The organism is Brevibacterium picturae (assembly GCF_030453725.1).
Lineage (GTDB): Bacteria > Actinomycetota > Actinomycetes > Actinomycetales > Brevibacteriaceae > Brevibacterium > Brevibacterium sandarakinum_A.
This window is the reverse complement of the sequence record NZ_JAKDJU010000003.1, coordinates 28087-40984: the sequence shown is the minus strand read 5'-3', so window position 1 is coordinate 40984 and position 12898 is coordinate 28087. Positions and strand designations below refer to the sequence as shown.

The following is a 12898-nucleotide window of genomic DNA, read 5'->3' as shown; positions in this document are numbered from 1 at the left end:
CGTGCGATCGAGACTCGATTGCACGCGGTTTCGTTTTGGGAAGCACCACACGACGGTGATAGCATTGCATCCGTTGCCCGCGTAGCTCAGTGGATAGAGCGTCTGCCTCCGGAGCAGAAGGTCGTAGGTTCGAATCCTGTCGCGGGCACCACGCACCGCCCTCCTCAATCTCTGAGGCGGGCGGTTTCTGCTACCACCGACTAAGGTGGTCTGCAACGAACCTCAACCAGCTGACGAAGGCCGTGATGTCGATTTCTCCGGATATGACGAGCGGCGATGTCGTGCTCAGAGCACAATCGGTGCACAAGAGCTTCGGCCGAGGCGACACCGCCGTGACAGCACTCGATGACATCAGCGTGAACTTCGAAGCCGGCAGGTTCAGCGCGATCATGGGGCCCTCAGGTTCGGGAAAATCCACTTTCATGCATGTCCTCGCAGGCCTCGACAGAGTGGACTCCGGCACCATCTCCATCGGTGGACAGGACATCACCGGACTCAATGACAAACAACTCACCCAGCTGCGCCGCGACCGGGTCGGATTCATCTTCCAGGCATTCAATCTGGTTCCCACGCTCAGTGCCGAACAGAACATCGAACTGCCCGTGTCCCTGGCGCGCAAGAGGATCGATTCGGCGTGGAAGGCCGAAGTCGTCGAACGCCTCGAGCTGGGGGACCGGCTGAACCACCGCCCGCACGAACTCTCGGGCGGACAGCAGCAGCGTGTTGCCGTCGCTCGCGCACTCCTGACCCGCCCGGACGTGATCTTCGCTGACGAACCCACCGGCAACCTCGACTCACAGTCGGGAGCGGAAGTGCTGGCTCTGCTGCACGGAGCAACCGCCCGATACGGGCAGACGATCATTTTGGTCACCCACGACCCCGTGGCCGCCTCACACGCCGACCGAGTCGTGCTCCTCAAAGACGGCCGTGCCGGGGGAGAGGTGCAGCAGCCGTCAAGGGAATCCGTGGTCTCCGCGCTGGGCGAACTGAGCGATCTGTGATCGCAGTCGCTCTGGCGGAGATTCGAATCCACTGGGCGCGTTTCCTCGCGGTGGCTCTCGGCATTGCTCTGGCGGCCGGCTTCGTCGCCTCGACCCTCATCATCAGCTCATCTTTGCAGGCCAGTCTGAAGGAGACCGTCGGGCAGACGTTCTCCGCGTCCGACCTCGTCATCGTTCCTGCCCAAGACGTCTTCGTCAACGGTCAAGAGGTCTCTCCTCTGGCGGATCCGCTGAGACAGGTCGACGGGGTGAACTCGGCGGCCGTCAACGCTCGTACGATGACGACCGGACGAGGTCAATCGTTCTCGGAGAGCACGTTCGCTCTGAGCCCCGCTCCTGCGGACTCGGGGCTGGACACGTTCTCCATCATCGACGGCACCCGCCCCGATTCGATCACGGATCTGGTTCTGGACGAAGCAACTGCGAAGGATCTGGGCGTGGGCATCGGAGACGAGATCCGGTTCTCCGTCGACTCGGTGTCCGTCGAACCCGACGACGATGCCATGCCCGTCTATCGAGGGCCGAGCCAGAGCAATACGATGTTCACGGTCGTCGGTCTGGCCTCCATGGGCAGCAGTCCGTCGACAGCCGGGATGCACCGCGCGATGACCACCTCGGCGAGCTATCAGGAGTACTTCGCCCAGCAGGGGGATGTCATCGCGATCCAGATCGCGCTTGATGACGATGCCGACCCGGCTGCTGTCCGTACGCGCCTGCAATCGACGATCGATGATTCCGCCTTGCACGGAAGTCTGGAGGCGATGACGGTCGGTGACGCCATCGACGTCAAAGCCGATCGCCTCTCCGGCGGAAATGAGGTCATCACCTCGCTGCTTCTGGTCTTCGCCGGCATCTCCGTCATCGTGGCGATCCTGGTCGTCTCGAACATCTTCTCCGTCATCGTGGCTGGGCGCAGACGCGAACTGGCCCTGTTGCGCTGCCTGGGCGCCTCACGAATTCAGCTCTACGGGTCTGTGGTCGCAGAGGGGACCGTCGTCGGGTTGCTGGGTTCGATCGTCGGGGTGGCTGCGGGTGCAGGCCTCAGTTTCTGCCTCGCCGCAGGGGCCAAACGCATCTGGTCCGACGACTTCGATTACCTGCGCCTCAGCGTGCCACCCTCAGCGCTGTTGATCGGCATCGCCGTCGGCGTGCTTCTGACGGTCCTCGCCACCATCCGACCTGCTCGCAGCGCGATCGCGGTAACGCCTCTGGAAGCACTTGAGCCCCTCGACGAATCCCTGGCTCCATCGCGCCACAGCAGGCTGCGCACCATCATCGGATGGTCGAGCATCGGACTCGGAGTGGTGCTCCTCGTCGCCTCTGTCTGTCTGATCGAGCACTCGGAGAGCTGGATCCTGGGCGGAGCAGTCGGGGGCGTGCTCCTCGTCTTCGGCCTCGTCCTGAGCTCGGTGATGATCATTCCGCCGATCGTGGCGGCAATCGGTGACCTGACGTTGAGCCCATTCGGCCTCCCGGGTCGACTGGCCACACTGAACACCCTGCGCAATCGCCGACGAACAGCGGCGACTGCAACCGCACTCATCATCGGTGTCACCCTGGTGGCTACGATTCTGGTCGGCGGAATGTCGACGAAGGCAACGTTGGCCTTCGGCCTCGACCAGCGCTATCCCGTCGACATCGCTGTCCCGCTCGAAACGACGGTCGACCGGGACGAATCCGATGGCGTGCGTGAGATCGCGGGCGTGGAGGCCGTCGCCGTCGCTCATCGGGCACAGGTTCTCGGCGATCACGGGGATTCGCCGCCTGATCTTTATGTCATCGACCCCGATTCCGCGCAGACCGTTCTGAGCGAGGGCGCCGAGACACCCGTCGCAGGGAAAGTGCTCGTACCCAGCGATTTCACTTCTGAGAGCATTCGCATCAAGGGCCTCACCGAAGCGACGGTTCCCGTCGAGAAGGCGGGTGACTCGAGTCTGGTGTTCTTCACCACTCCGGACGTCGGCAACGACCTGGGCGTGTCCCCAACCTCGACTTCGGTCCTGGTCAAGGTCGATCCGAATGCCACGGTCTCCGACATCTTCCGGATCCAACAGGACGTCGCGGAAGAACTCGACGTCACCAGCGACGAGGTCGTCGGTTCGGCAGTGGCCCGGGGGCAATACTCCGAACTCATCGACATCCTCCTCATCTCTGCCGTGGCGCTGCTGTTCGTCGCGGTCCTCATCGCCCTGCTCGGTGTCTCAAACACGGTGAGTCTGTCGGTGATCGAGCGTCGGCGTGAGAATTCTCTGCTCCGAGCCCTAGGGCTGAGCATCGCCCAGCTGAGAATGCTCCTCGCACTCGAAGCCGCTCTCATCTCCTCGGTGTCGGCACTGATCGGGCTCGTCCTCGGCGGGGCACTCGGCGTCGTCGGCACTTCGCTGATGACGAACGACTATTCCGATCAGCTCATCGTCGACTGGTCTCTTCCCGCAGCTCTGGGCATCCTGTTCGTGGCGACCCTCGCGGGACTGCTCTCCGCTCTGGCACCGGCGAGACGCGCTGCGCGGCTGTCGCCGGTCGAGGGGCTCAAGCAGGAGAACTGACCCCGCCGGTGCCGGCGCAGCGGACAAGATGATAGAAATGCAAGCATGAAATCCGCGTGGGCACCGGCTCTGATCGTCATCGGAATCGTTGTCGCCGCATTCAACCTCCGTCCTGGCGTGACAGGACTCTCACCGTTGTTGGATGCCATGGGCTCCGACATCCACCTCAGCGCGGTCTTCCTCGCAATCATCGGGATGCTGCCGCCGCTGCTCTACGGACTCAGCGGCTTCATCACGCCACGACTGTACAATCGCTTCTCCGGACTGACGATCACTCTGGCCGTGATGATCATGATCACGGTGGGGCTGGGCGTGCGCGCGGTTGTCGACTCTCCTGCGATCTTCCTCGGCCTCAGCGTTCTCGCCCTGCTGGGCATGGGCATCGGCAACGTGGTCGTGCCTCCCATCGTGAAGTCCTATTTCCCCGACCGCGTCGCACTGCTGTCGACAGTGCACGTGGGTCTGCTGCAGCTGGGGACATTCATCCCCCCGCTCGTGGCAGTGCCTCTGGCGGGGAAACTCGAATGGCGAGGGTCCCTGCTCGTATGGGCAGGCTCGGCCGCAGTGGGGGTCGTCGTCTGGACCGTCATCGCGGTGCTCAAGCCTGTACCCCGTTCACAGGTCTCAGCAACGGTCGTCGGCGGAAGCGAACTGCGGCGGTTGATCAGGAGCCGCCGTGCTTGGGCGCTGATGACGATGACCGGGCTGACCTCGTTCAACAATTTCATCCTATTCACCTGGCTGCCCACCCTGCTGACGCGTTCGGGCTTCGACGCGGCATTCGCGGGAGCCATGCTCGCCCTGGTGACTGCGATTCCGCTTGTCCTCGGGTTCGTTCTGCCGCTGCTCGCGCAGAAGATGCGCACCGCATCACCGATCGTCGCGGCCTTCTGCCTGTGCCTGGCAGTCGGATACATCGGTCTGTGGCTCATCCCCCAAGCCGCGCCCGTGCTGTGGACGGTCCTGCTGGGCATCGGGATCTCGACCTTCCCACTGGCACTGACCCTGATCACCTTGCGCTCTCGCAGTGCCGAAGCCTCGGCCGCGCTGTCCGGTTTCGTCCAGGGCGGCGGCTACCTGATGGCCGCAACCGGGCCACTGATCTTCGCGTTCCTGATCCAGAGCGTCGATGCGATGTGGCCTGCCTATGCCGTGGTGCTGGCCTCCACCGCGGTGAAGTTCACCGTCAGCTTCTCGGCCTGCCGCCCCGGCTCGATCTGATCGGGAGACGTCGTCAACCGAGACGATGATGACGACTGTGAAGTCTGATTCGCCGTCGACAAGCGGAGACGAGTAATCTGATCGGGTGACCCCGGAACTTCTGCAGACCGCTCTGGCGCGTGCGCTGGCCAGCATCGCCGCCGCACGAGGAATCGTCAGCGACCGTGTTCCGGACCCGACCCTCCGCCGGTCGAGGGCACGGCACCACGGGGACTGGACCTCAACCATCGCACTGCGCAGCGCTCAGGCTCTGTGCACCGACCCCAGGAACCTGGCAGAGGAGATCGCGTCGATTCTGCGCGAAGACACCAGGGTGGCCGGAGTCGATGTGGCGGGACCTGGCTTCCTCAACATCACAGTCAGCACTCGCAGCCTCGCCCGGAGCGCCGCGGACATCGTCGATGCCAACCGGGAATTCGGCCCGGATCGCGCCACAGCGCAGCGGATCGAGACCACGGTCAATGAACGCCTCGCCGCCAGCCCCGAACTGCGTGTGCCGCATCCGGCGATCGGTACGGATGTGCGCCGCTTCATGGCCGCGCGAGGGACCACCGCGTCAATGCATCTGCGCGACAAGGGGTTTCTGCGCACAGCCCATCCAGACAATCCTGTCTACTTCGTTCAGGTCGCACACGCAGCAGCCTGTCGAGTCGAACGCCGAGGTGCCTCGGCGGGAATCGGGGCCTTCGCCTTCGACCCGGACACCCTGATCGATTCCGCAGAGACCGCGCTGACTGCCGCACTGTGCGATTTCGTCTCCACGGTCCGCCGCGCCGCGGACTTACGCGAACCACAGCTCATCACCGACCTCCTCGAGACCACCTCCCAGCTGTTCCACGACTGGGCGAATACCTGCCCCGTGACCCCGAACCTTGATGAGGACATCACGAGACTCCACGCTTCCCGGCTGGTCCTCGACCGTGCCGCCATCATCGTCCTGGCCACAGGACTCCGACTACTGGGCGCTTCCGCCCCCGAGAGGATGTAAATGCCTGCCCACATCGCCGGCCCCATGCATGCCACCCCCGCACCCGTGTGGCTGCCTTATCCCGATGACGTCAACGCGCTCCTGCCCAGCCTCTGGTCGGACAATGTGACGAAATCCGATTCCGGTGTCCTCACCGTTGCCGGGCACAGTGTCACCGACCTCGCCGAACGCTATGGCACCCCGACCCTGGTGATGGACGTTGCGGACTTCACCGCCCGCGCGCAGAACTACCTCAGTGCGTACTCGGCCGCCTTCTCCACGGAGAAGGGTCTGGCCGGAGTCGATGTCTTCTATGCGGGAAAGGCCTTTCTGTGCACCGCTGTCGCCCGCTGGGTCCACGAAGCCGGCCTGGGCCTCGACACGTGCTCCCTGGGGGAGATGATGGTGGCCCGTGCAGCCGGAGTCCCTGGGGACCGGGTCGGCCTGCACGGCAACAACAAGTCTGTCGCCGAGCTCGAATATGCTCTCGACTACGGCGTGGGTCGGATCTTCGTCGACAGCCTCGACGAGATCACGCTCCTCGAATCGATTGCGGCCGCAAAGGGAACCGTTGCCCCGGTCATGCTGCGCGTCACGGTGGGAGTCGAGGCACACACCCACGACTTCATCGCCACAGCTCATGAGGACCAGAAGTTCGGCCTGTCCGTATCGGCCGGCACAGCAGCGAAGGCCGCCGAGGCGGTCGCGAATTCCGCTCACCTGCGCTTCGACGGACTTCACTCCCACATCGGCTCACAGATCTTCGACATCTCCGGCTTCCAGGTGGCTGCCGCCCGCGTGCTGGGACTGCGGGCCGAAATCATGGCCGAACACGGTGTCGATCTGCCCGATGTCGATCTGGGCGGTGGCTTCGGCATCCGCTACACCTCACAGGACACACCGATTCCAGTGGCAGAGATGGCGCAGGAACTCGCCGAGGTGGTCGCCAAGGAATGCCGTGGACTGGGCACGAACGTGCCCCGCATCTCCATCGAGCCCGGACGTGCGATCGTGTCCCCGTCCATGTTCACCCTCTATCGGGTCGGCACCGTCAAAGAGGTCGACACGGACAACGGGATCCGGACCTACGTCGCAGTCGACGGTGGGATGAGCGACAATATCCGGACAGCTCTCTATGATGCTGACTATTCGTGTAGCTTGGCCAATCGGAACTCCAGTGCCGAACCGGCCATCGTGCGTGTCGTGGGCAAGCACTGTGAGTCCGGCGACATCATCGTCCGAGACGAATACATGGGAGCCGATGTGTCCTCGGGCGACCTCGTCGCGGTCCCGAGCACCGGCGCCTACTGCCGGTCACTGGCCAATAACTACAACCACCTGCCCAAACCAGGAGTCCTAGCCGTGACAGCGGATAAGGTTGAGTGGATCGTGACGCCCGAGGACTACTCTCAGATGTTGCGCAGCGACCCGGGAATGAGCGCCGGAGAGTAAGTGTGAGTGCCATTGAAGACAGTGAAAAGGTGAACATATGCAGGCTTTGAAAGTTGCCATGCTCGGATGTGGAGTCGTCGGCGCCGAAGTGGCCGCCCGCATCCAGAACCGGAACGAGGCTCTGGCTGAAAGGATCGGTGCGCCCCTCGAGTTGAGCGCCATTGTCGTCCGCGACACCTCGAGGCAGCGTCCGGGGATCGACCCGAGCCTGCTGACGACGGATGCAGAGACTGCCATCGCCGGCGCCGATATCGTCATCGAGCTGATGGGCGGCATCGAGCCGGCCAAAACCCTCATCCGGTCGGCGCTCGACCACGGTTCCTCCGTCGTCACCGCCAATAAGGCACTGCTGGCAGCCAATTACGGTGAGCTCATGTCCGCAGCAGACACCGCCGGCGTTCGCCTCGAACATGAAGCCGCAGTGGCCGGTGCCATTCCGATCATCCGCCCGGTCGGCGACTCACTGGCGGGGGACCGGATCGATCGGATCATGGGCATCGTCAATGGCACGACCAACTACATCCTCGATCAGATGGACTCCGAGGGCTGGAGCTTCGATGAGGCGCTTGGGACCGCGCAGGAGCTGGGATTCGCCGAGGCGGACCCGACTGCCGACGTCGGTGGCCACGATGCCGCCGCCAAGGCCGCCATCCTCGCTTCGCTGGCTTTCCACGCTCCGGTCACGATTGACGATGTCCACGTCGAAGGCATCGCAGACATCACCCCCGACATGGTCGCTACGGCTCGGGACCAGGGATTCGTCATCAAACTCCTCGCCGTCTGCGAACGTGTCAGCGACTCGTCCGCGGGCGCCGGCCTCTCGGCACGCGTCTACCCGGCCCTGCTCGGGCGCAGTCATCCGCTGGCGACAGTCCGCGGTGCCTTCAACGCGGTCTTCATCGAGGCCGAAGCGGCAGGCTCGCTGATGTTCTACGGGCAAGGTGCCGGCGGCGAGCCGACGGCGTCTGCGGTCCTCGGCGATGTCGTCTCCGTGGCCCGTCGGAAGGTCCTCGGCGGTCGTGGCCAGTACGAGCGCCCCTTCCACAAGGACTCGACGATCCTGCCGATATCGGCGATCACCACCCGGTACCACATCACACTCGACGTCGTCGATCGCCCGGGTGTCCTCGCCGCCGTCTCCGAGGTCTTCTCCGACGAAGGCGCGTCGATCGAGCTCATGCGTCAAACGGTGGGCGAGACCGACGACCAGGGCACTCAGCACGCGAAGCTCGTGCTCGCCACTCACTCGAATACCGACGCGATCCTGCGGGGGACCGTCGAGCGCCTCGGCGATCTCTCCGTGGTGCGCGCCGTCAACTCCGTGATCCGCGTAGAAGGACAATCCCAATGAGCGAATTCCCCAAAAAGCAGTGGCAGGGTGTCGTCGAGGAATACCGCAGCCTCCTCGACATCGCCGAAACCACACCGGCCGTGACGCTGGGGGAGGGCGGAACTCCGCTCATCCGCGCGCAGAAGCTCAGTGAGCTCACCGGCGCCGAGGTGTGGGTGAAGTACGAAGGCCTCAACCCGACAGCGTCCTTCAAGGACCGGGGCATGACGATGGCCATCACGAAGGCCGCGGCCCACGGTGCAAAGGCCGTGATCTGCGCATCGACAGGCAATACCTCGGCTTCAGCGGCGGCGTACGCGACCAAGGCCGGACTGACCTGCGCCGTGCTTGTGCCCACGGGCAAGATCGCTCCGGGCAAGATGAGCCAGGCCATCGCCCATGGGGCCACGTTGCTGGAGGTCGACGGAAACTTCGATGACTGTCTGACTCTGTGCCGGAAGCTCTCCGAGTCCTACCCCGTCCACCTCGTCAACTCCGTCAACCCGGATCGCATCGAGGGTCAGAAGACCGCGTCCTTCGAGGTCGTCGACGTCCTGGGCGACGCCCCTGACATCCACGTGCTGCCCGTGGGCAACGCGGGCAACATCACCGCATACTGGAAGGGCTACCGCCAGTACCAGGAGATCGGAGCCTCGACTCGACTGCCGCAGATGTGGGGATTCCAGGCCGCAGGCTCGGCTCCGATCGTGCTCGGCCACCCCGTGGACGAACCCGACACGATTGCCACAGCCATCCGGATCGGCAATCCGGCCAGTTGGCAGCAGGCCATCGAGGCCCGTGACTCCTCCGGCGGAGTCATCGACTCGGTCACTGACGACGAAATCCTTCGCGCACACAAGATCCTGTCCCGAGAAGAGGGCATCTTCGTCGAACCCGGTTCGGCATCATCGGTGGCTGGACTGCTGAAGATGTCCGAAGCGGGGAAGGTCCCTGCCGGGGCGAGGATCGCGGTCACCGTGACCGGTCACGGGCTCAAGGATCCCAGCTGGGCACTGCACATGGCCGATGGATCCGAGATCGAGCCGCAGCGGGTCTCTGTCGATGCCGTCAGTGCCGCACGGGCTCTCGGGCTCGAAGACAGGTGAGCGTGAGGATCCAGATCGAGGTTCCTGCCACCTCGGCGAACCTGGGCCCCGGTTATGACTCCTTCGGTCTCGGACTGGGGATCTTCGACACACTGACCCTGACGATCCATGACGGACCCGTCGACCCCAGCAGCTGCGTGAGAGTGGCGGGGGAGAGTGCCGAGACCCTGCCGACGGATCGGTCCCATCTCATCATGCGAGTGATCGGCGATGTGCTCCGAGCCGAGTACCCGAAGGCTCCCGTCGATCTGGTGGAGCGACTCAGCCTGGAGTGTGTCAATCGGATACCGCATTCCCGCGGTCTCGGTTCCTCAGCGGCCGCGATCGTGGGTGCAATCGCATTGGCCGGTGAGGTCGGTGCCCATGCCGGTGGTGAGAGACTGAGCAGACAGCGGGTGCTCGAACTCGCCTCCGATCTCGAGGGACACCCGGACAATGCAGCGCCCGCAGTCTCCGGGGGACTGACGATCGCCCTTCCGGACCCTGCACGGTCGTGGCAGATCCCGGCAAACACCGTCGCCGAGGTGACCGTGCTGGTGCCCGATGTGCGACTGGACACCCAGATCGCCCGCAGCGTGATCCCCGCATCCGTCGACCATTCAGTCGCTGCGGAGAACTCCGCTCGAGCCGCGCTGCTCATCCACGGTTTCGTCACCGATGCCTCAGTTCTGCTGGAGGCCACCGACGAACGCCTGCATCAGGAATACCGGCGTGACGCGTACCCGGAATCGATGGCACTCGTCGACGCGCTGCGAGCCGATGGCCTGCCCGCGGTGATCTCAGGCGCCGGACCAACCGTCCTCGTGCTTGCGGGGTCGGTTCCCCGGACGCTGGTTCCTGCAGCAGTCACGCTCATACACACCTCCATTGACCTTGGAGGATATCGGGTGAAGCAAAAGAATTAGGCATCGGATTCGCATGATCGCCGTTGAGCACGTAAACTGAGGGAGTTCCGTCAGTGATCGGGTTCTGCGGTATGCATCGAGAACCCACTGTCTATTTCACACATTCTGGAACGTCTCCTGCTCATTCTTAGGCAGGTTATCTTTCACAATGCACCGTCAACGGTGTTTCCGTCGCCGTGAGTAAACGGCTCTTGCCGCACGGCCGAAAGAGGGAGAAGGACCTTCGTGTCTGAAACCACTACTCAAGATTCCACACCACGCACCGGCAGTCTGACCGCTTTGCGTCTGCCCCAGCTCCAGGAAATGGCGGCGGGACTCGGGATCAAAGGGTACCGTCGACTTCGCAAAGGCGAACTGATCGACGCCATCAACAACCACAAAGGCTCAGAGGGCGGTTCGGGCCAGGCTCAAGCAGCCCCGAAGACCGCACCGGCCTCATCTGCAGCCTCCGAGAAGGAAGCTAAGGAAGATTCCGGCGGTTCCGACGAGGCACCGGCCGAAGCAAAGGGACGTCCGTCTCGTCGCAGCACAGCCTCGGCGTCGAAGGATGACGCCGCCGGCTCGCAGAACGCAGATGCCGCCTCGACTTCCGCCGATTCCTCCGCGGTCACCGAGACCTCGGACGCAGACGACACCTCGTCCGACTCGGCTGGTGAACCCGACAAACAGCGTTCGCGTCGCGGCCGCTCGCGTTCACGTGGCTCCGAGGGCCAGAACGAGGACAGCGGACACAGCTCCGAAGACTCGGGCGAACGTTCGGACCACAGCGATCGCGGAAACGACCGCAGTCGTCAGGACGATGACAGCGACCGCGGCAACGACCGCAGTGACCGCGGCAATGATCGCAACGACCGCGGCAATGACCGTGGGAATGACCGCAGCAACGATCGCGGAAATGGTCGCAACCGTCAGAACGACGACAACGACCGCAACGACCGTGGGAACGATCGCAACGACCGTGGGAATGACCGCAGCAACGATCGCAACGACCGTGGGAATGACCGCAACAACGACCGCGGAAATGGTCGCAACCGTCAGAACGACGACAACGACCGCAACGACCGTGGGAACGATCGCAACAACGACCGGAACAACGGCCGTCGGGGCCGCAGCAACAACGATGACGACGATCGCGGCAACCGCCGCGGCCGCGGACGCGACCGCAAACGTCGCGGAGGACGCGGCAACGACGAGCCGGAGATCCGCAATGATGACGTGCTCATCCCGGTCGGCGGCATCCTCGACGTGCATGACAACTATGCATTCCTGCGCACCTCGGGCTACCTGCCCGGCCCCAACGATGTCTACGTCTCGGCCTCGATGGTGCGCAAGAACCAGCTGCGCAAGGGCGACGCCGTCGCCGGTGCCATCCGGCAGCCGCGAGACAACGACCGCAACAGCAAGCGTGAGAAGTTCGACGCCCTGGTGCGCCTCGATTCCGTCAACGGTCTGACCATCGACGACGCGCGAAGCCGTGTCGACTTCTCCAAGCTGACACCGCTCTACCCACAGGAGCGGCTGCGTCTCGAAACGACCTCGAAGCTGCACTCGACGCGACTCATCGATCTCGTGACTCCCATCGGCAAGGGCCAGCGTGGTCTCATCGTGGCGCCTCCGAAGGCGGGCAAGACGATGATCATGCAGCAGGTGGCCAACGCGATCACCGAGAACAACCCGGAAGTCCACCTGATGGTCGTCCTCGTCGACGAACGTCCCGAGGAAGTCACGGACATGCAGCGGGCGGTGCAGGGTGAAGTCATCGCTTCGACCTTCGACCGTCCAGCCGATGACCACACGACGATCGCAGAACTGGCGATCGAACGCGCCAAGCGTCTCGTCGAAATGGGCTCCGACGTCGTCGTGCTCCTTGACAACCTCACTCGCCTCGGCCGCGCCTACAACATTGCTCAGCCCGCTTCGGGTCGGATCCTCTCCGGTGGTGTCGACGCGAACGCGCTCTACCCGCCGAAGCGATTCTTCGGTGCTGCCCGCAACATCGAGAACGGCGGCTCGTTGACCATTCTGGCCACGGCGCTCGTCGAGACCGGATCCAAGATGGACGAGGTCATCTTCGAGGAGTTCAAGGGCACCGGCAATATGGAGCTGCGCCTGTCGCGTCAGCTCGCCGACAAGCGCATCTTCCCGGCAGTCGACGTCAACGCGTCGAGCACCCGTCGCGAAGAGATGCTGATGACGTCCGAAGAGACCAAGGTCATGTGGCAGCTGCGTCGTCTGCTGGCCGGACTCGAACAGCAGCAGGCTGTCGAGCTCCTCATGTCGAAGCTGAAGGAAACCGGCTCGAACGTCGAATTCCTCATGCAGGTGCAGAAGACGACACCGTTGCAGAAGTCCTCCACCGACAACAACTGA

The 12898-nt window shown here is 63.8% G+C and carries 9 protein-coding genes and 1 tRNA gene; all 10 read left to right on the top strand.

What is annotated here, in order from left to right:
- Positions 1-75 precede the first annotated feature (75 nt).
- The 10 genes from L0G76_RS00875 to rho all read left to right on the top strand — a co-directional run bounded on the left by L0G76_RS00875 (position 76) and on the right by rho (position 12898).
- Positions 76-151: transfer RNA gene (locus L0G76_RS00875), tRNA-Arg, on the top strand.
- 94 nt (positions 152-245) lie between these two features.
- Positions 246-1001, top strand: coding sequence for an ABC transporter ATP-binding protein (locus L0G76_RS00870; protein ID WP_304355547.1), 756 nt, complete (start codon positions 246-248; stop codon positions 999-1001).
- Positions 998-3547: an ABC transporter permease gene (locus L0G76_RS00865; protein ID WP_304355546.1), complete on the top strand. Its 2550-nt coding sequence runs from the start codon at positions 998-1000 to the stop codon at positions 3545-3547. Before L0G76_RS00870 ends, L0G76_RS00865 begins: the two co-directional genes overlap by 4 nt.
- 45 nt (positions 3548-3592) lie before the next feature.
- Complete coding sequence (locus L0G76_RS00860; RefSeq protein WP_304355545.1) at positions 3593-4768, top strand: MFS transporter; 1176 nt, start codon at positions 3593-3595, stop codon at positions 4766-4768.
- A gap of 85 nt (positions 4769-4853) precedes the next feature.
- On the top strand, positions 4854-5756 hold the full coding sequence (locus L0G76_RS00855) for a DALR anticodon-binding domain-containing protein (RefSeq protein WP_304355544.1): 903 nt from the start codon (positions 4854-4856) through the stop codon (positions 5754-5756).
- Positions 5757-7187 carry a diaminopimelate decarboxylase gene (lysA, locus tag L0G76_RS00850; RefSeq protein WP_304355543.1) on the top strand — a complete coding sequence of 477 codons (1431 nt, stop codon included), beginning with the start codon at positions 5757-5759 and terminating at the stop codon, positions 7185-7187.
- A 37-nt stretch (positions 7188-7224) separates the two neighbouring features.
- On the top strand, positions 7225-8538 hold the full coding sequence (locus L0G76_RS00845) for a homoserine dehydrogenase (protein ID WP_304355542.1): 1314 nt from the start codon (positions 7225-7227) through the stop codon (positions 8536-8538).
- Positions 8535-9623 carry a threonine synthase gene (gene thrC, locus L0G76_RS00840; RefSeq protein WP_304355541.1) on the top strand — a complete coding sequence of 363 codons (1089 nt, stop codon included), beginning with the start codon at positions 8535-8537 and terminating at the stop codon, positions 9621-9623. The genes L0G76_RS00845 and thrC overlap by 4 nt, the downstream gene beginning before the upstream one ends.
- A gap of 2 nt (positions 9624-9625) precedes the next feature.
- The gene (gene thrB / locus L0G76_RS00835; protein WP_304355540.1) at positions 9626-10528 is read left to right on the top strand and encodes a homoserine kinase; all 903 of its coding nucleotides are present in this window, start codon (positions 9626-9628) and stop codon (positions 10526-10528) included.
- A 225-nt stretch (positions 10529-10753) separates the two neighbouring features.
- On the top strand, positions 10754-12898 hold the full coding sequence (gene rho, locus L0G76_RS00830) for a transcription termination factor Rho (protein WP_304355539.1): 2145 nt from the start codon (positions 10754-10756) through the stop codon (positions 12896-12898).